Below are 22,929 nucleotides of genomic sequence, written 5' to 3'. Positions count from 1 at the left end.
TATTTAACCAAGCAAAATACTCAAGTATTATTCGTCGTGTGTTTTCTGAACCGAACTCAGTATTCCGCGCAGGATGTTAAGTTCCTGAGCTTCAGGCCTGGCGCGGGTAAACAAGCGGCGCAGCTTGTTCATGACCTGCCCCTGATGCGCTGGTCGGATAAACCCGGTTTGCAGTAATGTCTGTTCAAGATGCTGATAAAACCGCTCCAGATCGTCGACCAGCGGGTACGGTGATGCTTCATGTTGCGGCAGTCCGGCCTGTAATCGATCCAAATGTGCGATACGCACTTCATAAGCGATGATCTGTACTGCCATCGCCAGATTGAGCGAACTGTATTCCGGGTTTGCAGGAATCGCCACGTGGTAATGGCATTTTTGAAGTTCATCATTCGTCAACCCCACGCGTTCACGCCCGAACACCAGCGCCACCGGTGCGTGCTCCGCTTCCTGCGCGCTGCGAACGCCGCACTCACGCGGTTCCAACATCGGCCAGGGTAAGGTTCGGGAACGTGCGCTGGTGCCAACGACCAGACCACATCCTTCGAGCGCCTGATCGAACGAATCAACAATGGTGGCATTGCCGATAACATCGCTGGCGCCTGCCGCCAACGCAATGGCCTGTGAATCAGGCTTAACCAACGGGTTGACCAGATAAAGTTTGCTTAACCCCATGGTTTTCATCGCTCTGGCCACTGACCCCATATTGCCAGTGTGCGACGTTTCAACCAGAACAATGCGAATATTGTCTAACATATGAACTCTGTTGTGCGATAGATAGAAGGAAATGGTGCGAAAAGGAAATCGCCATACCTTAACACAAACTTAGCTGTTTTACTTTTCTGCTGCTCTGCTGCTATACTTTGCGCCGCTTTCCGTTCTTTAACATTCCAGTGGACCGATACCATGCATCCGATGCTCAACATCGCTATACGCGCTGCGCGTAAAGCCGGTAATTTAATTGCCAAGAACTATGAAACGCCAGACGCCGTCGAAGCCAGCCAGAAAGGCAGCAACGATTTTGTGACCAACGTCGATCGGGATGCAGAACGTCTGATCATTGAAGTCATCCGCAAATCTTACCCACAGCACACCATCATTGGTGAAGAGTGTGGCGAGTTGGCAGGTGAAGATCCGGCAGTACAATGGGTTATCGATCCTCTGGATGGCACCACCAACTTCATCAAACGTTTACCTCACTTCGCTGTTTCTATTGCGGTCCGCATTAAAGGCCGTACTGAAGTTGCCGTCGTTTACGATCCTATGCGTAATGAACTGTTTACCGCGACCCGTGGTCAAGGCGCGCAGTTGAACGGCTATCGTCTGCGCAGCAGCACTGCTCGCGATCTGGAAGGCACCGTACTGGCAACAGGTTTCCCCTTCAAATTAAAGCAGCACAGCAAAAGCTATATCAATGCCATCGGCGCACTGTTCACCCACTGTGCGGATTTCCGCCGTACGGGCTCTGCCGCACTGGATCTGGCGTATGTTGCCGCGGGTCGCGTTGACGGCTTCTTTGAAATTGGCCTGAAGCCGTGGGATTTCGCTGGCGGCGAGCTGCTGGTTCGTGAAGCAGGCGGGATCGTAACAGACTTCGTTGGCGGCCATAACTACATGGCGTCCGGCAACCTGGTTGCAGGCAACCCGCGTGTAGTGAAAGCCATGCTGAGCACTATCCGTGAAGAACTGAGCGACGCGCTGAAACGCTAATCTCGATCGACTCCAGCCCCTACATAAAAATGCAAGGGGCTGGAGTTGTTATTTTTCTTTACATATGAATCCTGTATACGCATTGTTTATCCTTATACGATAATAATTATCAAACTCATTACACTGATAACTTGTGAATTAGGATCGCCACCATGTTAAGAAAATCAGTCAGATCGCTCTTTCTGACCGCACTCTGCACCACTCCGTTTTTCAGCTACGCCACCCAATATCCTCTTACCGTCACCGATCTCGACGGAAAAAGTGTCACGATTAAACAAGAGCCACAGCGCATCATTCTGCAAGATGGCCGCGATATTATGGCGATGGCATTGCTCGACCGTGATAATCCTTTCCAGCGTCTGGTTGCCTGGAACAATCTGGCGAAAAAGCAGGACACCGCAACCTGGGACATGCTGAAAGGAAAATGGCCTCAGTCCGTCGGCATTTTGGATATGGGGTTCAGTGACAAAGGCAACGTCGATCTGGAAAGCGTGCTGTCAAAACAGCCTGACCTGATGATTGCCCAACTGCGCGCCAAGGCTGCGTTGAAAGAAAGCGGTGTGATCGACAAGCTCAGCGCGCTGAATATTCCCGTCCTGTTTGTCGACTACGAAGTGAATCCGGCGCAAGATACCGCCCCCAGTATCGATCTATTGGGGAAAGTGCTGAATCGCGAAGCGAATGCCAAGGCGTATACCGATTTCTATCGCCAACACTTTGATGCCATTCAGCAGAAAACCGCCGCGATCTCCCCGAAACCGAGCGTCTTTGTTGAACCCATTGCCGGAAACTCGGATTCCTGCTGCTTCACACACAGTAAAAGCGGCTGGGGCGGATTAGTTGAAGCAGTCGGCGCGAAAAATATTGGTTCAGATTTACTGCCAGGCGCAACGGGTTTTGTCTCGCTGGAAAAAATCATCAGCATGAAACCTGATGCCTACATCATGACAGGCTCTAAGCGTGGTAACAGTCAGGTACTGCCGTTAGGCTATGGCGCCAGCGTAGAAGACGTTCGCAATCAGGCTAATGTGCTACTAAGCCGCACCGGTATTAGCCAGATTCCGGCAGTTCAGGCGAAACACGTCTATGGCGTTTACCACCATTTCTACAACCATCCCTACAACATTGTCGGTATGGAATATCTGGCAAAAGATATTTATCCTCAGGCGTTTACCAGCCTGAATCCTGATGACACGTATCACCATATCATTCAAAATTTTACCTCGCTGCCTGACAGTGACTTTATCTTTGCCTGGAAACAAGGTGAGTAATTTTTCATGAGTACGACCACTGAACCGGGTATCCGCAATACTACCGCGGATGCCAACACCGTTATGGACAACTATCGCGGCATCATTCGACGCCGCGTGGGTGTGATGGCGATACTGATGTTGATCATCATCGGCTCGTTGTTGCTGGATTTCACGATGGGACCTTCAGGCCTGACGCTTGATGTGCTGTGGCAAACGCTGACCGATCCGGCCAGCGCCGATGCCGGTACACGCGTGATCGTTTGGGACATTCGTCTGCCTTACGCGCTAATGGCGATTATTGTCGGGCTGGCGCTCGGCCTGGCTGGCGCAGAAATGCAAACCATCCTGAATAACCCGTTGGCCAGTCCGTTTACGCTCGGCGTTTCTTCCGCCGCCGCATTCGGCGCCGCGCTGGCTATCGTCCTCGGCATCGGTATCCCCGGCATTCCGGCTCAGTGGTTTATCTCTGCAAACGCTTTTATCTTTGCCCTGCTGGCAGCCTTGCTGCTTGATGGGATTACGCGCTGGACGCAGGTTGCCACCTCCGGCGTCGTGCTATTCGGTATCGCGCTGGTGTTCACCTTCAACGCGCTGGTTTCCATGCTCCAGTTCATCGCCAACGAAGACACGCTGCAAGGTCTGGTGTTCTGGACAATGGGTAGCCTGGCGCGCGCGTCGTGGGAAAAACTGGGCATCCTGCTGCTGGTTCTGGCCATCATTATGCCCATTTCGCTGATGAGCTCATGGAAACTGACCGCGCTGCGGTTGGGTGAAGATCGCGCCGTGAGTTTTGGCATTAACGTTCGACGTCTGCGTCTGGCGACGCTGCTGCGCATCAGTATTTTGTCCGCCATTTCAGTCGCGTTTGTCGGCCCCATCGGCTTTATCGGTCTGGTTGCTCCGCATATCGCACGTATGATTTTCGGTGAAGATCACCGCTTCTATCTGCCTGCCAGCGCGTTAACTGGCGCGCTGGTGCTGTCGATGGCGTCCGTTGCCTCGAAAAACCTCATCCCCGGCGTCATTATCCCGGTCGGTATCGTCACGTCACTGGTTGGCGTGCCCTTCTTCCTGAGTATTATCCTGCGCCACAGAGGAAACGTATGAACCAGCAAACCGCTTCTGGATTACGCCTTTCCCACTTTCGCGCCGGTTACCCCAAGCGTCAGGTGATTCGCGATCTGTCCGTCCCAGAACTGCCGCGCGGGAAAATTACCGTGCTGCTCGGCCCCAACGGCAGCGGTAAATCCACGCTGCTGCGAGCCATGGCAGGTCTGAATACATCCGAGGGCGAACTGTGGTTGGATGATACCAATCTGATGACGTTGCCATTCGCTCAGCGGGCGGAAAAAGTCGTTTATTTGCCGCAATCCCTGCCCGCAGGCGTTCACCTGCACGTGCTGGAATCGATCATCGTCGCACAGCGCGCGTCCGGCGGCATGCACAGTGCTGAAAAGCAGGATGAAGTCATGAATCTGCTGCGTCAGTTGGGCATTGAACATCTGGCGTTGAGCTATCTCGATCAGCTCTCAGGCGGGCAGAAACAGCTGGTCGGATTAGCGCAATCGCTGATCCGCCAACCTTCGCTGCTCCTGCTGGACGAACCGCTTAGCGCGCTGGATCTGAACTATCAATTCCACGTCATGGATTTAGTGCGCAAGGAAACGCGCAAACGCAATATCATCACCGTCGTGGTGGTGCATGACATCAATATCGCGCTACGTCACGGCGATCACGTACTGATGCTGCAAAACGGTAATTTGATTGCTGATGGCGCACCAGCCGAGGTGATTAGCCCGGAAAGTTTGTCAGCGGTCTATGGCGTACGCGGCCGTATCGAGCGCTGTTCACAGGGCGTTCCGCAGGTGATTATCGACGGGTTGGTCAGCGAACCGACCATCTAAGTCCGTCGTTGAATGAACAGACGGTGAGTTCCCTCACCGTCTTCCTTTCTTAGCTTATCTGGAACTACAACGCTTGATTTACAGCGTCAAAGCGATCTCGCAGCGCTTACTCTGACAGAGCCGTTATTCAACACAGGACAGGCGTTCAGAACCAAGCATATCGCGCATGTTCGTCAGCATGTTTTCAAACAAACGCAGTGCCAAACCAATGCTGTTTACGTTGTAGTATAACGGCGCGTCATAATGCTTCAGATAATGTTCGAACTCTGGTTTGTCGAGCAGCTTATAAATTGCCATAAATCGCAAAATAAGGTGACGGCAATTATTGAGGTAGAGATCGAGCGTGCGGTAATCACTTTTCATTAGCTGAGTAAGCAACGCGGTCATATGTTCGAATTCCGTCAATAACGACGCATAATCCCCCAAATTTTCCGCACTGTGCTCAGTCGATTCCATATCGTCATCTCCCCGGGTGTTTCACCACTGGCCAATTGAGCTTCTAGCCGCGTGCCACCTCACTGCACAGCACGCGGCTTGAGGGATCAGAAACGCTGCCAGTCCGCTTCATCCTGAGCAACAGTACTTTTTTTCCTCACAGGCGAAAGGCGCGGCGCGGATATTCCCGGTAGCACCGATGCAGAAGCGGAAGCCAGCGCCATAGGAGCCATCTGTCCCACAATAAACTGCCCCACCAGCTGACTCAGCGTACTTGCCTGCTCTTGTAGCGACTGCGATGCCGCAGAAGCCTCCTCCACCAATGAGGCGTTTTGTTGAGTCACATCATCCATTTGGTTGACTGCCTGATGCACCTGGCTGATACCCCGGCTTTGTTCCTCGGTTGCCGCCGCGATTTCATTCACCAAATCCGTCACCTGCTGGATCGCGTCTTTCATCGCCGACATGTTTTTCCCTACATCGCTGGCTTGTTCAACGCCTGCCGATACCAGCGAGTTTGAAGCATCAATCAAATCCTTGATTTCACGCGCCGCCGTGGACGATCGCTGTGCCAGCGTGCGGACTTCACCCGCAACCACCGCAAAACCGCGCCCCTGCTCACCGGCGCGCGCCGCTTCTACCGCCGCATTCAGAGCAAGAATATTGGTCTGAAACGCAATACCTTCGATAAGCGCAATAATGTCGGTGATCTTGCCTGAGCTGGTGCGAATATGTTCCATCGTATTCAGCATCGTGCTAACGGAATCCGCGCTATTGATGGAAATCCGGCTAGCGTTCCCCGCCAGCAGGCTCGCCTGTTGCGTGTTCTCCGCGTTCTGGCGCACCGTCTCACTGATTTCCGTCATACTGGCGGCGGTTTGTTCCAGCGAAGCGGCCTGTTCCTCGGTGCGGGATGACAAATCTTCATTACCCGCAGCAATCTGCGTCGCCGCGCTGCTCACTGACTGTGATGACGCACTCACCGAAGCCATCGCCGAAGAGACCCGATGCATCAGGCTATTAAAGGCGCGGGCGGTATTTCCCACTTCATCCTTACGCCGATCGTCAGCTTGAATCGTCAGGTCGAGATGGGTGCTAACGCTTTCCATCGTTTGACTCATATTGTTCAAGCTCTTTCTAATGCCCAGAATGGTTCTCACCGCAAAAAAGCCGATCAGCAACACAATCAGTAACGTACCGGACAACAGACCAAACCACGTTTGTTCGTAGATCCGTTTGTTCACCACACGTAAGTCATCACCCAATTTGACATTCAGATCAAACTGTTTGCGGTAATTGGCGAGTAGCTCACGTACCACTTCTCCAGGTCCACCCGTTCCCTGCAGCAGGCCAAGCGCGATCTCGTTTTGATTTGCCTTTGACGCGTTAAGAAAAACAGGTAGCGACGCCTGTAATTTTTTGGTCAGGTCAATCGCCGTGTTGGTCAGTTGTCGATCTTCCTCACTGGAGACATCATTTATCAGGTAGTACTCATTGAGGTTTTTTATTTCCTCGATAGTTCTATTGATGTCCTGTTCGATCGCGGGCAGCTTACGATCGTCATCCGTGGTCTGATGACGATACAAAAAAAGCACCAGCGAATTACTTTTATCCACCAGACTATTTAAATCTTTGATGCTCGGAATCGCATTATCCTGAACATATTCAAAACGAGACTGGAACCCTGATAACAATGATAAAGTGACTATAACTAATGAGATAAGTGCTAGCGACATTAGCGAAAACGTCAGCAGCAAGCGTTGCGTGATATTCATAACCGCTCCATTTTTGAATTTTTATACCGCACTTTTTTCCTGATTCAGGTATGTCGAATGAACAACGTCGTCCTGCCTACATGACGTGTTGAACAAAAATCAGACATTCCTTTACCACGCTCAATTATCGTCACAGAAGTGAACAGCTTGATAGAACTGATCGACAAAACCATTTAATAATCTCAAACCAATAATTAACAACTATCAAAACAAGATAATCGATCGTCAAAAACATCTGACGATCCTGTAATCAGGTAAATGAGAAGGGAAACGTTTGCTTTGCTCTCTCGCAGAACAAAGAATACGGTGAAATAACCACCTTTAGCGTTGCTGTCGATAGATGGCTGAACCAGAGAGAAAGGCATAAAAAAAGCACTGAACGATGAAGTTCAGTGCTTTTTTATTATCGGGATTACGGCCTGACGGTGTTATTTCTTCGCTGGCAGCGTGACCCAGTAGCCAGGTTGATACGGCAGCGGCAGGAACTTCTCATGGAAGGTACGGAACGTCGCGTCAGGATCGATATCCTTAAACAGCTCCGGGTGCATCCATTTTGCCAATACCTGAATCGCTACAAACTGATATGGGCTGTCATAGAACTGATGCCAGATTGCATGGGCATTACCATTGGTCGCAACGGGCAGCGTTTTAAATGCTGAACGCTCCATCAGTTTTTGCAGACGTTGCAGCGCTTCTTTCTGATCCGCTCCTGGTCCAACGCCAACCCAGCCATTCGCCGTGTTATAGTTTTTCCAGTTCGCCCCTGTCACCACCACCACATCCGGACGGGAACTGATAATCTGCTCTGGGTTCAACGAACCAAACGTGCCGGGGATGATGTTCTTGGCAATGTTGTCACCGCCAGCGGCTTCAACCATACGGCCAAAGTTCTCATCACCGAATGACATGCAGCACTCTTCATCATAGCCGCCCGCACGGTCGATCATCACTTTCGGACGTGGGCCCTGATAGTTTTTCAACCGATCGGTAACCAGCTCAATCTGCTCACGGCGGAATTTAATAATCTCTTCCGCACGCTGTGGTTTACCAACCAATTGGCCCATGATGTGAATGCTTTTCTCAGCGTTCTCAAACGGCTTCTCACGGAAATCGATAAACACGACCGGAATACCCAGCGAATTGAGTTTCTCAATTAATTTGCCTTCATCCGTCGCCGCTTTTGACTCCAGATTCATCAACACCAAATCCGGTTTCAGCGTCAGCGCCTGCTCAACGTTGAAGGTGCCGTCTTTCGCTCCGCCGAAGGTCGGCAGCTTTTTAATTTCCGGGTATTTCTTTTCATAAGCCATATAGCCGTCGTAATCGGCTTTTGGCAGATCGTCACGCCAGCCAACCACGCGCTGGAACGGAGCCTCAGTATCAAAGGCAGCCAGCAGATAAATCTGTCGACCTTCCCCCAGGATAATCCGTTTCACTTCGGATTTAATTTCTACCTTCCTGCCACTAACGTCTTCAATAACAATCGGGTTAGCGCTAGCGACGGCGCTCGCACTCAGCCCCAACAGAACAACGACTGAGAACAGCCATTTCTTCATTATTATTCCCTTCTGCGATTATGGTCATGAATGATAATAGTTATCATTATTGAAATGATATCCTGCCGTGATTATCGGAAGCAATGGGTTTTTAGCGCGACGTTAATAAAAGGTAAAATTAGCCGGAGAATGGCCGAATACCGCCCATCATTGCGGGCTGTGCACTGAGGTAAAGCAGGACGCCGGAGCCAACCAAAATCAGCCCGCCAGCAAAAGCCAGAAGAGAAAACGTCGCACGCTGCCATACGGGCGATGCTCGATTTGCCCCTAAACGCTCAACGATGCGACGGCAGTAAAAAACCAACACGGCCAGCGCCGAGATCGTAATCGCCGTTCCGGCCGCCATCACCAGCGCAGAGGCGACGCCCCACAGATAGACGCCGATCACTTTAGAGAAAAGCAGCACCAGAATAGCGCCTGAACAGGGGCGCATTCCCATCGCCAGCACAATCATCAAGCGCGTACGCCAGCTGCTATCACGCTCAAGCTCCTCATTGCTGGGAAGGTGGCGGTGCCCGCAGCCGCAGTTGGCATCGTGCTGATGCAGAGAATGGGAAAGCACAGGCGTCGGGCGCAGCGTCATACGTCTATCCGTTGGTACGTGAAGCTGGGTGACACGCAAAATAGTCGCAGGTTTAGGCTGCTGTACGAGGACGGTGTACAGCTGTTTCAACGCGCGGAAACAGAGCAAGAGCCCCAACCCCGCGACCAGCACGAAGCTTCCTTTTTCCATCCAGAAACTGCTGTTGTGCAACGTTCGGCTGGATAGCTGCAAGATCCCTAATACCACCGTCACCAGCGCTACCGCCATCAGCCCCTGAACCAGCGACGCCACAAGCGTCAACTTCAGGCTGCTTTTCAGCTTCGACGGGTGTGTCGCCAGATAGGTCATGATGACCACTTTACCGTGCCCTGGCCCGACGGCATGGAGCACACCATAGACCAGGCTGAACATCATCAGACTCAGCCCCGCCTGATGCGGCTGCTGTTCCACCATTTGCAACAGGTGCGACATTTGCTGGTGCAGCGATTTCTGCCAGATTGCGCTTTGCAGCACGATTTGCGGCCAGTATCCCACGATGTAATGCAGCGCCGAGGCCAGCAGCGCCAAAAAGAGCCACAGGGGCCACAGATCGCGCAGCCGACTCAACAGCGGACGCCGGCGCGGCAGCGAACCGAGGTTCACTGACATTGCAACGTCACCCGCTGTGCAAACTGTTTACCCAGCTCCATGTCTTCATCCGGCGTATCATTCTTATCCAGCGACAGCGCATAGGATTGCAGTTCAGCGTTAGGTTCCGGCGTGACGAGCGTGGTTTTACAGCGCGAGGCTAGTTCGGGTGCAAGTTTCACAGCCTTATCATTTTGATAGGACATATCAACAAAATAGGTAGGATCGTAAGTCGAAATCAGTAAAGGCTTTCCAGCCAGCGGCTGTGGATGCGCCAGCGGCAATACAAATTCCAGTACCGCCTGATTGCCTTTGCGGGAAAGGTGATACTCGGTTGGCAGCAGCGTATATTTCACGGGCTGACCATCACGATAGATATCGGTGAAATAGTGCTGCCCCCAGACATTAGCCATGACCTCCGCTGCCAGTTTTTTCCAGATTTCAGAATCCGTTTTCGCCTTTCCTGCGTCATACAGCAAATCGGCTGACGTGATGGGATCCATCGTCCATTGCATACGTAAACCGGTGATGCTGTCTTTCTGGCTCTCAACTGTCGTCTGCATATCAATAAAACTGTGTGGGTGAGCGAAAACGGGTTGGCCGAATGCCAAGCCTGCCACCAGCAACGTTATCTGTCCGCACCCGCGTTTCAAAGCGTTATAATGTAACATTATTTTTACCACACTACGTTATCTTGACAGTAGATACCACTTTTTAGACCTTTTCGACCGCCGCACGGTAGCTGACGGAAGGCCGGATAAACAGTGCCGGCACCGCCAGCAGCGCCATCACCCAGAACGTACCGCCCTGTAAATGTTCAAACAGGAAACCGGATACCATCGTCATTACCGCGATGCTGCCCCCCATTGCCAACGCGGAATACACCGCCTGTAGCCGTAGGATGTCACCACCAGAACGTGCTGCGATAAAACGCATCGCGGCCAGATGGCACACGGTGAACGTGCCACAGTGCAATATCTGTATCACAATCAGCCACGGCAGAGCCACCGTCGAGCCCATTAGCCCCCAGCGCACCACGCCACACACGGCTGAAAGCAGCAGAAGCTGTCTGGCGCTCCAGCGCCGAAACAGGCGTTGGCTGAAGGTAAAGATGACAATTTCCGCGACCACGCCTAATGACCAGAGATAACCGATAATGGAGGCGGAATAGCCCGAATCTTGCCAATAAATAACGCTGAAACCATAGTAAGCCGCGTGCGCACCCTGTAGCAGGGATACGCAAAGCAGGAAACGCCATACCGCAGGCTCAGTCAGCAAGGTTTTCCACGGCGTCACGCTAACCGACTGTGCTGTCGACGCTGCGGCTTGCGGCATCACGCTGGGGCGAAGCAACATGCCTAACAGCATGGCAGCCAATCCCGCGCTGAGGATTGCCAAAATCGCAGGGTGTCCCCAGATAGCGACCAGTTCCCCCGTCGCCGCAGAAGCAATGACAAACGCGATCGAGCCCCAAACCCGCACCTTGCCATAATCCATCACGACCTGCCGCTGCCAGGTTGCCGCTAATGCATCGGTCAGCGGCACCAGCGGCGCGAAAAACAGGTTAAACCCAATCATCACTATCATCAGCCACAGCCAGGCATTACCCAGCCAAAAACCAACGACCAGCGCCAGTGACAGCAACGCCAGCCCGCGTAATACCGTAATCAGTTTGGACGGATCTTTCACACTGGGCGTGATGACCAAACTACCGACGAAGCGCGCCACCAGCCCCGCCCCCAACAGCATCCCGATCGACTCGGCGGACAGCCCCTCGCCTTTCAGCCAACCGCCCCAAAACGGCAGGAAAACGCCATAACAAAAAAAGTAGGTGAAATAGCTCAGCGCCAGCCAGCGCGTCGATTGCAAAACCATGATGTCTCCCTTTCGATGACGAACACGCCTGTTCACCATCCGACGAATCGTCGCAAACGCGATGTTTAGCATTTTCCACTGAAAATGCACCCACACGTTTCGCTGGCGATTCTTTTTTGCTGGTTACTCTTTTTTGCCGGTTACTGTGTCAGAGAGCATGCGGCGGCGCAACGCGTTATTCGCGATGAAACGTGAACAACGGTATCAACCCGAACGGGCAGCATAAAAAATTTCCAGAAGAAATGTTTAACGTTGCGTCATCAACGGCCCGCAGGGTGGCGGCCAAGGATGGCACGCCATAAAAAAACGTAGGGAACGTTTTTCAACGTCGCTTGCGACGGCCCGTAGGGTGGCGGCCAAGGATGGCCGCCATAAAAAACGCCAGCACACAGGCTGGCGTTTAGGAAGTGCTCCGACAGTGATGTCAGAGAAATTGCCGAATTATGCGTAAACCGGGAAGCGGGCGCAGATATCCAGAACTTTCTGTTTCACGCGTTCAATGGTCGCTTCGTCGTTGATGTTATCCAACACATCACAGATCCAGCCAGCCAGTTCACGCACTTCCGCTTCTTTAAAGCCGCGACGCGTTGCCGCTGGCGTACCGATACGGATACCAGAAGTCACGAACGGGCTCTTCGGATCGTTAGGCACGCTGTTTTTGTTCACGGTGATGTTCGCACGACCCAGTGCAGCATCAGCGTCCTTACCGGTCAGGTTTTTGCTCACCAGGTCCAGCAGGAACAGGTGGTTGCTGGTTCCACCAGAAACGACGTTGAAACCACGTGACAGGAAGACTTCAACCATTGCTTTAGCGTTTGTCGCGACCTGCTGCTGATAAACCTTAAATTCAGGCTCCATCGCTTCTTTCAGCGCAACGGCTTTACCCGCGATAACGTGCATCAGCGGGCCACCCTGACCACCAGGGAAAACAGCTGAGTTCAGTTTCTTGTACAGCTCTTCGTCGCCGCCTTTCGCCAGAATCAGGCCACCGCGTGGGCCAGCCAGCGTTTTGTGCGTCGTCGTGGTTACGATGTGAGCATGAGGAACCGGGTTAGGGTAAACATCGGCGGCAATCAGACCGGCAACGTGCGCCATATCGACAAACAGGTAAGCGCCGATGCTGTCAGCGATTTCACGCATCTTGGCCCAGTCAACCACGCCAGAGTAGGCAGAGAAACCACCGACGATCATTTTTGGCTTGTGCGTACGCGCCAGTTCCGCCATTTCGTCGTAGTCGATTTTGCCGCTTTCATCGATACCGTAAGGAATGACTTTATACAGCTTGCCCGACAGGTTAACCGGAGAACCGTGCGTCAGGTGACCACCGTGCGCCAGGTTCATACCCAGAATGGTGTCGCCCGGCTGCAGCAGCGCGGTGTAAACGGCAAAGTTAGCCTGAGAACCGGAGTGAGGCTGCACGTTGGCATAATCGGCACCGAACAGCGCTTTCGCACGATCGATAGCCAGTTGCTCAACCACGTCAACATACTCACAGCCGCCGTAGTAACGTTTGCCCGGATAACCTTCAGCATACTTGTTCGTCAGCTGAGACCCTTGAGCCTGCATAACGCGTGGGCTGGTGTAGTTTTCTGACGCAATCAGTTCAATGTGCTCTTCCTGACGCACCACTTCTTGCTCCATTGCTTGCCACAGGTCGGCATCATAATCGGCAATGTTCATTTCACGCTTTAACATCCGGATCTCCTGACTCAGCTAACATAAATATACTGGGAATTAATGACCCATTTGGGAATTGGGCTACCCTTTTGGGGAATGACGTATAGTGTAAACCGTTTTTCCCTAATGAAGATAGGTCTTGACAGAGGTTTTTACGCAAACGATTAGCTACAGGCAGCACAAGGCTTCAGCAAATATGAGCCGCACGGTGGTCAACGGATTTTTCTTCATTCTCAACCTGCTATTTCTTCATGTTATTCCCTTTGGTTCGCCCTAAGAACCCCTACCACCAAAAAGGTAATTTACAGCAACGGTCAAACCCAATAAGATGCATATAAAATACAACTTATAAGTCATGCCAATAAATAAGGAGTCACCATGCTGGATAACCAAACTATCGCCATTGTTAAATCAACCATTCCTCTGCTGGCGGAAACCGGCCCGAAACTGACCGCGCATTTTTACGATCGCATGTTTACGCATAACCCTGAGCTCAAAGATATTTTTAATATGAGCAACCAGCGCAATGGCGATCAGCGAGAAGCGTTGTTCAATGCCATTTGTGCTTATGCGACGAATATCGAAAACCTGGCCGCGCTGCTGCCTGCAGTTGAGCGTATCGCCCAGAAGCACGCCAGCTTTAACATTCAGGCCGATCAGTATCAGATCGTGGGTAATCACTTATTAGCAACGCTGGATGAAATGTTTAGCCCAGGACAGGACGTGCTGGACGCCTGGGGTAAAGCCTATGGCGTGCTGGCGAATGTCTTCATCCAGCGCGAAGGCGATATCTACCGCAGTACCGAAGCGAAAAACGGCGGCTGGAGCGGCGTGCGACCTTTCCGCATTGTGAACAAGCAGCCGCAAAGCGCCGTGATTACCAGCTTCACGCTGGAACCTACCGATGGCCAACCTATTGCTGATTTTCAAGCAGGTCAATATCTGGCGGTTTACGTCAAACATGACAGTTTTGCCAATCAGGAGATTCGCCAATACTCTCTGACCCACGCACCAAATGGAAAATCCTACCGGATTGCGGTGAAACGTGAAGCACAGGGCACCGTTTCCGGCTATCTGCATGATACCGCGCGCGAAGGCGACATCATTCATCTGGCGGCTCCGCACGGCGATTTCTTCCTTGATATCCCCGCCTCTACACCCGTAGCCCTGATTTCCGGCGGCGTAGGGCAAACCCCTATGCTGGGTATGCTGCATACGCTAAAACAACAGAATCATCAGGCGAAGGTGTTATGGCTGCACGCAGCAGAAAACGGCACGGCACATGCGTTTGCGGATGAAATCAAACAAACGGGAGAATCGTTGCCGCAGTTCCAGCATCACATCTGGTATCGCGAACCGCAGCAGGCCGATCGCCCTGGCGAAGATTATCACCACAGCGGATTGATGCAGTTGGCTTCGCTAAAAGAGGAGTTAACCACGCCAGATATCCACTACTACCTGTGTGGCCCTGTGGTGTTCATGCAGTTTATCGCACAGCAACTGCTGGCAATGGGTATCCCAGCTGAGCAGCTACATTACGAATGTTTTGGTCCGCATAAAGTTGTCTAACCCTCATTGATAACGGATCAAACCCAAAGGTCGCTTTTGCGGCCTTTTTTCATTTTTCAGACCGCTCCCCTTCCCAAAATACTTTATCGATCACACTTTTATGCGCTGATACACGAGCGCTCCGCTAAAAAAGAGGTGGGTCACAAAAAAACACGGCTTATTAAAATAACATTTCATTTTTAATGAATAGTTATTTCACCAAAAGGACCTACGTTTAGGCATCGCCCTTGAATCGGCTTGGGTGCACAATAAAGCCCCGACGTTTTCTCTAAAGGCCGTGACAAGAACGATAAAAAACAGCGACCTTCCTTTGACAACGCTTGGGTTCATTAACTGTTTTCGATTAATCAACAAGGGATATGTCTGACCATGGCAAAACGTTTTTCAGAAAGTGTGGCTTTAGCTCTGATACTTTCCGCCCCTTTCACACTGGTACACGCTAAAACCCCCGCAGCTGCACACCAGACCGCCGCGCCAGAGAGCGCGAAATGGCTATCGGGTTCAACGCTGGGTGAAAAAACCGGTTTATCGGGTAATGTGACCGCACGGGATATCCACCTGCCTGCCACCATCATTATCAGAGACCAGCAGGGCCAGAAGCGGCAGACACAGACTGATGATCAAGGAAAATACCACCTTGATATCTCGGGTCTGACACCGCCGTTACGTCTTTTGGCCATCGAGTCCGGCGGCAATAATTGCCTGCTGAATAATATTTCTCGTGCCATTTGCCTGTCCGCCGTCGCCCCTTCATTGCATGACGGTAAAGAAAATATCGCCAATATCAACCCGCTGACTGACCGCATCACCTCCGATATCGCGGTAGCCGCTGGCTACATTGGTCCACAGCAGCTCACGGACGACGCCGCCTCACCAAAACTGGACGCCGCAGAATGGAAAAAAGCCTACGCCGATTTTCATGCCGGTTTTAATGACGCGCTAAAACAGGTTGGCATCAGTGCCCCCGCACGTTTCGATCCCCTGACCTACTCTGCCGCTCAGCAGGAAGCCGTGACCAAAATCGTCAGCGTCATTAACCATAACCGCAATTATCACAACGACACGGGCTACTCCGGCCATACCGTTTTGACTGATAGCGCATTCCATCCGATTGTCGGCCTGAATAACAAAGGCGATTATGAACCGTTAGATTATCGTTCTGCTCGCCAGAGTCTGGACGCAATCCAGAAAGCACAAACCCGCATTTTCATCGTCGGCGACTCAACCGCGGCAACCTATGAAAAAATGCGCTTCCCACGTATGGGATGGGGGCAGGTTTTTGAACAGCAGTTCAGTAAAAACAGCGGCGTCAAAGTGGTGAATGGCACACGTGCAGGACGTAGTTCACGCGACTATTTTTACGAAGGCTGGTTCCGCCAGATGCAACCACTGATGAAGGAAGGTGATTTCCTGTTTATCCAGATGGGACATAACGATCAAAACTGCAACAGTGCAAAAGCGGTACGTGGCCCTGCTGACGTCGCTAATCTCTGTACTTACCCGAACGATGCGGCAGGGAAAAAACAGGCGCCACAGGGAAAAGCCGATATGTCATTCCAGACATCATTGGAGCGTTACATCACCTTTGCCCGTCAGCATAAACTTACACCGGTTCTGCTTACCCCAACCACCCGAGTAAAAACGGCTGAAGGCAAAAACGGCACGCCAGCGGTACACAGCCACTTCACCAAACAAAACGCGGAAAACGGTTATGCCTTTGTCGGTGATTATAGCCAGACCATCAAAGATACGGCAGCAGATAACAAGGTCGTGTTGCTGGACATTGAACCAGCCACTATCGCTTTAGCGAACCAGGGTAACAGCGATCATTGGAAACAGTATTGGCTGGTGATCGATCCCAAACAATATCCTTACTATCGCGATCAGGCGGGTAGCCTGAGCAAACCGGATACCACACATTTTCAGAAAAAAGGCGCTATCGCCGTAGCAGGGATTGTCGCTGACGCCATCCGACAAGAACCTGCATTAGCGTCGCTGGCAGAAAAAACGGTCGGCAAACACAAGTAGTTATCAGTCAGGCAAAACGATAAGACAGAACCGCGCGGTGCTACATTGCCGCGCGTTACAAACCTTTCCCTTACCGATTAAAGGACTCTGGACATGATAAAAACCTCAAACCTCTGCAAAACGCTGACCTTAACCATGTTAATTTCCTCCCCCTGGGCGCTAGCACAGGCAGCTGACTATAATGCGCAGGTTTCTGCCAATGCAACGGGTGCCAACGCCTACAAAACCATCGCTGAAGCCATCGCCAGCGCACCAGCAGACAGCTCGCCATTTGTTATCTATGTGAAAAATGGCGTGTATCACGAACGCTTGGTAATTACGCGCCCTAACATTCACCTACAGGGCGAAAGCCGTGACGGCACCGTGATCACCGCAACCACCGCCGCCGGAATGCTCAAACCCGATGGCAGCAAATGGGGAACCTCCGGCAGTTATACCGTGAGAATCAATGCGCCGGATTTCAGCGCCCGCTCGCTGACCATCGGCAATGGTTTCGATTTTCCTGCCAATCAGGCCAAAGCCAATGACGATCCGACCAAAATAAAAGATACGCAGGCCGTTGCGTTACTGGTTGATGACAAAGGCGATCGTGTCTGGTTCCACGACGTTAGCCTGACGGGCTATCAGGACACGCTCTATGTGAAAGGGGGGCGCAGTTTCTTCTCCAAATGCCGAATCAGCGGCACCGTTGATTTCATCTTTGGTAATGGTACCGCGCTGTTTGACAATTGCGACATTGTCGCGCGTAACCGAACCGACGTGAAAAATCAGCCGATTGGCTACCTCACCGCCCCCAGCACCAATATTAAACAAAAATATGGTTTGGTCATTATCAATAGCCGTGTGATTAAAGAGAAAGGCGTTCCCGCGAAAAGCTATGGTCTGGGCCGCCCCTGGCATCCAACGACCACTTTTGACGATGGTCGCTATGCCGATCCTAATGCCATCGGTCAGACTGTCTTCCTGAACACCAGTATGGACGACCACATCTATGGCTGGGACAAAATGTCCGGTAAAGATAAACAAGGTAATACAATCTGGTTCCATCCGCAGGACTCACGCTTTTTCGAGTATAAATCCAGCGGTAAAGGCGCAGAGAAAAACGATCAACGCCGTCAGTTAAGCGACGCGGAAGCGGCAGAATACACCGCAGACAAGGTGTTGGCTGGCTGGGTTCCTACCGCACCTAAAGCGAAGTAGAAGTAGAAGTAGAAGTAGAAGTAGAAGTAGAAGTAGAGTAGAAATAAATGTGACGAAGCCAGCCCTCATCAGGCTGGCTTCTAAAACGGAACAACGCGAGGCGAGACGATTAAATCGCTTCCTCGTCCTCTTCGCCGGTACGAATACGGACAACGCGCGCCACATCAAAGACAAAGATTTTACCGTCGCCGATTTTACCCGTCTGCGCGGTCTGCGTGATGGTTTCTACACAGGTATCGACGATATCATCGGACACGACAATTTCGATTTTTACTTTTGGCAGAAAATCGACCATGTATTCTGCGCCGCGATACAGCTCGGTGTGGCCTTTCTGACGACCAAAGCCTTTAACTTCCGTTACCGTCATCCCTGTGATGCCCACTTCAGCTAACGCTTCACGCACATCGTCCAGTTTGAACGGCTTAATAATCGCATCAATTTTCTTCATGGAGGAACCTTTGTGTTATCTATGTTGCGGCCAAAGCCGAGCATCAGCAAATAAGCAGCATGTCAGAACTCAGGCAGACAATCCATACCCACCCCGCATCACGCTGCAGGCGTGCTGCCAGTTCTCTCAGCGCTAGTCTTTAAAATCGTTGGCATCCAGCTCATGGCGGCCCAACAGTTTATAAAATTCCGTTCGGTTACGCCCGGCCATTCGCGCAGCCTGCGTCACGTTACCTTTTGCGATCTGTAATAACTTCCGCAGATAGTTAAGTTCAAACTGGTGGCGCGCTTCAACAAAGGTTGGCAGCGCCGTGTTTTCACCTTCCAGCGCCTGTTCAACCAGCGCGTCACTGATAACTGGTGCGCTGGTCAGCGCCACACACTGTTCAATGACATTCACCAGTTGACGCACGTTACCCGGCCAGCTTGCCGTCATCAAGCGCTTCATCGCATCGGTTGAAAAGGTGCGCACAAAAGGCTTGTGCCGATTGGCGGATTCACGCAGCAGGTGATTTGCCAGCAGCGGGATATCTTCGGCACGTTCATGCAGCGCGGGCAGCTTCATATTCACCACGTTGAGCCGATAATACAGATCTTCGCGGAATTCATTTTTCGCCATCGCTTTCGGCAAGTCACGGTGCGTGGCGGAAATAATCCGCACGTCGATGTCCAGATCGCGGTTGCTCCCCAGCGGGCGGACTTTTCGCTCCTGCAGCACGCGTAGCAGTTTAACTTGTAGAGACAGCGGCATATCGCCGATTTCATCTAAAAACAGCGTACCGCCTTCCGCCGCCTGAAAAAGCCCCTCACGGCTGCTCACCGCACCGGTAAAAGCACCTTTGGCATGACCGAATAACTCAGATTCCAGCAGCGGTTCCGGCAGCGCGCCGCAGTTAATAGCAATAAACGCTTTCTTCGCACGCGGGCTGGCCGCATGAATGGCCTGAGCCAACACCTCTTTCCCGGTTCCGCTCTGCCCATTAATCAACACGCTAACATCCGACTGTGCAACCATTCTGGCCTGTTCCAGCAGGCGTAACATAATCGGGCTGCGCGTCACAATGGTTTCACGCCAGCTTTCATCACCCGCCGGCGCGGACAGCGCCAGTGCTTCATCTATCGCTTTGTAGAGCGCATCACGGTCAACAGGCTTCGTCAGAAAACTAAATACTCCCTGCTGCGTGGCGGCAACGGCATCGGGAATCGAACCATGAGCGGTTAAAATGATTACCGGCATCCCCGGTTGATAGCGCTGAATTTCGGAAAACAACGCCATGCCATCCATCTCGTCCATACGAAGATCGCTGATCACCAAATCGAACGTCTCACGCGTTAACAACCGCAGCGCCTCCTGGCCGCTCTCCGCCGTCATCACGCTAAATCCTTCGCTGGTCAGGCGCATGCCCAATAGCTTCAGCAGACTGGGGTCATCATCCACGAGCAATAAATTCGCCGTTTTTCGGGCTGTCATTGTCTTGTTGACTCCTTCTTCGTCGTCGGTTTGTCCGTATGCGATTCCATCGGCGGCGTATAGGTGTCATCCGCATCCACTGGCTCACTTCTGGATTTCGTTGCCGAATTACGTGAACCGTCTCTATTCACCCCCGCACCGCCACGGCGCTCGGTATCGTTATCCGGCATTTCTCCCGACAGTTGCTTACGCGACGACAGCTGACGTTCAATATCCGTCAGGTTTTCCAGTTTCTGCGTGGTCGTTTCTAACTGGTATTGCAGGTGATTTTGCTGAACACGCAGGGCATCTAACTGTTTATCGCTGGATTCCTGTAAACGCTTATAGCGCAGACGTTCATCCGATAGCGCCAGAAACAGCGTTTGCCTGTCACGCCAGGTTTGCATCAGCGGACGCAGCGCCGCAGGGAAAGCCAGACGGTATAAATTGATTTGTTCCAGCACCTGACGCCGCTCGACCTGAGTAATGCCGGCATTATCCAGCAGAATGCCCTGCTTAAAGGCGCTATCCCAACTATCCCCCGCAACCAGCCCAGCTTCCTCACGGGCCTGAAATTGCGTCAAACGCCCGGCACAGTCCATCGCCCGCAGCCAGTAAAGGGCGTTATTCATGGATTCACGATCGTCTATCTGCCACAGGTGCTCACATTGCGCGATACGGAAATCCGCAACCTGTTCTTTCGGTGGGGCCGCTTCTGTTTCCAACAGCGTAATGCCATTGTTCACATGGCTATTACACGCCGCTAAAACGAGTGGCGACGACATGAGCGTCGCCTTCAAAAGACGGGAAAATACACTATTCGTAAGCCATCCCTTCATAAACCATGCACTCATTATCTATTCATTCTCGGGCTTTATTCATTATCGGACTATTCGTTATCGGGCAATAAGGGCAGCTCAATGCGGAAACACACATCAGCATAGTCCACGGTAATCAGGCTAAGCTCACCACGCATACGGCGAATGCAATCACGCGCAATGCTCAACCCCAACCCGCTTCCTTTAACCGCACCGCGGCGCTGGTGGCTTCCCTGATAAAAAGGCTCAAAAATCATGCTCCGTTCTGCATCGGGAATGGGCGTACCATTGTTGGCGACATCAATCTGAACGCGATTGCCAATCTGACGGCTATAAATCCAAATGTTACCGGATTCCTTACCGTAGTGCACCGCATTGGAATAGAGATTATCAATCACTCGCATCAACAGCGTCGTCTCCGCCCAGCAGTGCCCAACGGCCAGCGCTACATCGGTATGAATCATTTTGGCGCGGGCGGGTAGACTGTGAGACGACACGACAATATCGACGATCTCTTCGATTTCAACGCGCTCCAACTCGGTCGGCGTATCCGCCAGTTTGCGATTGTAGTCCAGCAATTGATCGATCAGCTGTAGCAGGTGGCGACTGCTGCTATCGAGGATAGCGACGACCTCTTTCTGATCGGCAGTCAGTGGGCCAACCACCTCATCGGCCAGCAGTTCAGTACCTTCCCGCAGGCTCGCCAGCGGCGTCTTGAGTTCATGGGAAATATGGCGTAAGAATTCATGTCGCTGCGACTCCAGCCACGACAGACGCTCGCTTAGCCAGATAATACGCTGCGCCAGCGTCCGGATCTCACGTGGGCCTTTGAAGGTGCTGGTGTTCCCCAGCGATCGACCTTCACCAAGGCGGTTGATCATCCGCTCTACGCCATTAACCGGACCAATAATCATCCGTGTAAAGAGCACCACCAGCAGCACGCTGACCAGAAACAAGAGCAGCGCCTGCCAGCCAAAGAACTGGCCGCGTTCGGAAATAGCCTGCTGGAGCTGTTGCCCACGAGAGAAAACAACGTCACGCGTCACCTGCACCATCTGTCCGTTGGCACGAGAGAACCCTTCCAACAGACTCGATGCGGTTTGTTCCGGGCCGCTGTTATGGCAGCGAATTTCACTGAGTTGAGTAAGAAGCTGACGCAGCGTCTGGTAATAGCGGGGATCGGGCAGCACCTGCGCGTGGGAGTCCAGCATTTGCGAATACTGTTTACGCTGGTTCTGGTAGAGCGTTGCCAGCGTCTGATCGTCCAATACGCAGTACTGTCGGTAGCTACGCTCCATTGCCAGCGCCACGCTGGTCATCGATTCACTACGGCGGGCATCCGCCAGCGTTGTTCGGTTGATATCAGCAGCCTGTTCGCTCAGCATGTTCAGGCTTTGATAAGCCTGATAGGCCAGCACCAGCAGCGGCAGCAGCACCAACAAGAACGCCATAATTACTAATTGCCGCAGGGAACGCGGGAATAAACGCCATCGTTTCAAAGAAATCATCTCGTTACCTATCGAATCCGCATTGATGCTAACCGAGTCTTATAAAAGTTCAACGTTTTCCCTTGTGACATGCGCAACGCTTCGCAATACGGCATGAATGCCAATGTAACGTCGTAGCCACTTTCACGACGTAGAAAGTCACGCCGTAAAAAGCAATCAAGGAGGATTGGATTCTCTGGAGGAGAGGTGACGGAGAGCAAAACGTCACGCGGCCAGAAGAATCGCTCCCTCTGGCCGCGTAACTGAATAGGCGGTGCCTCACTCAACGTGTCGCCCGATGCTTGATAACGTTCGTTTTCACGCCCTGTTATCGGTCTGGTGGACGATAGGCACCCTTTCTTTTGGCATCATTCCAGATGTTATGAGCGAAAATATTTGCCAGTCAGCAACGCAATCATAACCAGTTGAATGAGCAACACGATTTATGATGCACCTATCATGCCAACTATCAAAAAATAAAAATAAGACACTGATTATAAATAATTTTTATTTTACGCTTCACCAATAGATTCATTACCCGGAATGCCAATAACGAAAATATGCGCGAAAGAAGCGG

At 52.1% G+C, this 22,929-nt stretch carries 19 protein-coding genes; 7 read left to right on the top strand and 12 right to left on the bottom strand.

The genetic code is table 11. The features are described from left to right. Positions 1-27 precede the first annotated feature (27 nt). The gene (gene trmJ / locus WCT94_RS18910) at positions 28-753 is read right to left on the bottom strand and encodes a tRNA (cytosine(32)/uridine(32)-2'-O)-methyltransferase TrmJ (RefSeq protein WP_336871126.1); all 726 of its coding nucleotides are present in this window, start codon (positions 751-753) and stop codon (positions 28-30) included. A gap of 150 nt (positions 754-903) precedes the next feature. Here trmJ and suhB point away from each other — a divergent pair, with 150 nt between their 5' ends. From suhB to WCT94_RS18890, 4 genes are all read left to right on the top strand, one after another. After that, positions 904-1,707 carry an inositol-1-monophosphatase gene (gene suhB / locus WCT94_RS18905; protein ID WP_319848527.1) on the top strand — a complete coding sequence of 268 codons (804 nt, stop codon included), beginning with the start codon at positions 904-906 and terminating at the stop codon, positions 1,705-1,707. A 152-nt stretch (positions 1,708-1,859) separates the two neighbouring features. Continuing rightward, positions 1,860-2,978: an ABC transporter substrate-binding protein gene (locus tag WCT94_RS18900; RefSeq protein WP_336871122.1), complete on the top strand. Its 1,119-nt coding sequence runs from the start codon at positions 1,860-1,862 to the stop codon at positions 2,976-2,978. 6 nt (positions 2,979-2,984) lie between these two features. Next, on the top strand, positions 2,985-4,067 hold the full coding sequence (locus WCT94_RS18895) for a FecCD family ABC transporter permease (RefSeq protein WP_336871120.1): 1,083 nt from the start codon (positions 2,985-2,987) through the stop codon (positions 4,065-4,067). Next, positions 4,064-4,864: an ABC transporter ATP-binding protein gene (locus tag WCT94_RS18890; RefSeq protein ID WP_336871117.1), complete on the top strand. Its 801-nt coding sequence runs from the start codon at positions 4,064-4,066 to the stop codon at positions 4,862-4,864. Before WCT94_RS18895 ends, WCT94_RS18890 begins: the two co-directional genes overlap by 4 nt. A gap of 123 nt (positions 4,865-4,987) precedes the next feature. Here WCT94_RS18890 and WCT94_RS18885 read toward each other — a convergent pair whose 3' ends face one another. From WCT94_RS18885 to glyA, 7 genes are all read right to left on the bottom strand, one after another. After that, positions 4,988-5,320, bottom strand: a complete 333-nt coding sequence (locus tag WCT94_RS18885) for a hypothetical protein (RefSeq protein ID WP_336871115.1) — start codon at positions 5,318-5,320, stop codon at positions 4,988-4,990. 86 nt (positions 5,321-5,406) lie between these two features. Then, the gene (locus WCT94_RS18880; protein WP_336871112.1) at positions 5,407-7,074 is read right to left on the bottom strand and encodes a methyl-accepting chemotaxis protein; all 1,668 of its coding nucleotides are present in this window, start codon (positions 7,072-7,074) and stop codon (positions 5,407-5,409) included. A gap of 428 nt (positions 7,075-7,502) precedes the next feature. Then, positions 7,503-8,630: an ABC transporter substrate-binding protein gene (locus WCT94_RS18875; protein ID WP_336871110.1), complete on the bottom strand. Its 1,128-nt coding sequence runs from the start codon at positions 8,628-8,630 to the stop codon at positions 7,503-7,505. A gap of 118 nt (positions 8,631-8,748) precedes the next feature. Continuing rightward, entirely contained in the window at positions 8,749-9,822 is a 1,074-nt protein-coding gene (locus WCT94_RS18870; protein WP_336871108.1) for a nickel/cobalt transporter, read from the bottom strand. Further along, positions 9,813-10,472, bottom strand: coding sequence for a DUF1007 family protein (locus WCT94_RS18865; RefSeq protein WP_336871106.1), 660 nt, complete (start codon positions 10,470-10,472; stop codon positions 9,813-9,815). Before WCT94_RS18865 ends, WCT94_RS18870 begins: the two co-directional genes overlap by 10 nt. Before the next feature lie 43 nt (positions 10,473-10,515). Continuing rightward, positions 10,516-11,676 carry a 3-phenylpropionate MFS transporter gene (locus WCT94_RS18860; RefSeq protein WP_336871103.1) on the bottom strand — a complete coding sequence of 387 codons (1,161 nt, stop codon included), beginning with the start codon at positions 11,674-11,676 and terminating at the stop codon, positions 10,516-10,518. A gap of 441 nt (positions 11,677-12,117) precedes the next feature. After that, positions 12,118-13,371, bottom strand: coding sequence for a serine hydroxymethyltransferase (glyA, locus tag WCT94_RS18855; protein ID WP_336871101.1), 1,254 nt, complete (start codon positions 13,369-13,371; stop codon positions 12,118-12,120). 360 nt (positions 13,372-13,731) lie between these two features. On the opposite strand from glyA, the gene hmpA reads away from it, so the two are divergent. The 3 genes from hmpA to pemA all read left to right on the top strand — a co-directional run bounded on the left by hmpA (position 13,732) and on the right by pemA (position 18,150). Beyond that, positions 13,732-14,922 (top strand): NO-inducible flavohemoprotein, encoded by a 1,191-nt coding sequence (hmpA, locus tag WCT94_RS18850; protein WP_336871098.1) that lies wholly within the window; start codon positions 13,732-13,734, stop codon positions 14,920-14,922. 369 nt (positions 14,923-15,291) lie between these two features. Next, positions 15,292-16,950: a pectin acetylesterase PaeY gene (gene paeY / locus WCT94_RS18845; protein WP_336871096.1), complete on the top strand. Its 1,659-nt coding sequence runs from the start codon at positions 15,292-15,294 to the stop codon at positions 16,948-16,950. Positions 16,951-17,043: 93 nt separating this feature from the next. Beyond that, positions 17,044-18,150: a pectinesterase PemA gene (gene pemA / locus WCT94_RS18840; RefSeq protein WP_336871093.1), complete on the top strand. Its 1,107-nt coding sequence runs from the start codon at positions 17,044-17,046 to the stop codon at positions 18,148-18,150. Positions 18,151-18,259: 109 nt separating this feature from the next. Here the strand turns inward: pemA and glnB are convergent, their stop codons facing one another. The 4 genes from glnB to WCT94_RS18820 form a co-directional block, all read right to left on the bottom strand. Then, a complete protein-coding gene (gene glnB, locus WCT94_RS18835) occupies positions 18,260-18,598 on the bottom strand; it encodes a nitrogen regulatory protein P-II (RefSeq protein ID WP_005970202.1) in 339 nt (112 codons plus the stop codon). 132 nt (positions 18,599-18,730) lie between these two features. Further along, positions 18,731-20,068 carry a two-component system response regulator GlrR gene (gene glrR / locus WCT94_RS18830; RefSeq protein WP_319848541.1) on the bottom strand — a complete coding sequence of 446 codons (1,338 nt, stop codon included), beginning with the start codon at positions 20,066-20,068 and terminating at the stop codon, positions 18,731-18,733. Beyond that, complete coding sequence (gene qseG / locus WCT94_RS18825) at positions 20,065-20,901, bottom strand: two-component system QseEF-associated lipoprotein QseG (protein WP_336871091.1); 837 nt, start codon at positions 20,899-20,901, stop codon at positions 20,065-20,067. The genes glrR and qseG overlap by 4 nt, the downstream gene beginning before the upstream one ends. Before the next feature lie 35 nt (positions 20,902-20,936). Then, positions 20,937-22,373 (bottom strand): sensor histidine kinase, encoded by a 1,437-nt coding sequence (locus WCT94_RS18820; RefSeq protein WP_336871089.1) that lies wholly within the window; start codon positions 22,371-22,373, stop codon positions 20,937-20,939. Between the last annotated feature and the right edge of the window lie 556 nt (positions 22,374-22,929).

The organism is Pectobacterium sp. 1950-15, from assembly GCF_037136835.1.
Taxonomy (GTDB): Bacteria; Pseudomonadota; Gammaproteobacteria; order Enterobacterales; family Enterobacteriaceae; genus Pectobacterium.
The sequence above is the reverse complement of the archived record's forward strand: the minus strand, read 5'-3'. Positions and strand labels throughout refer to the sequence as shown.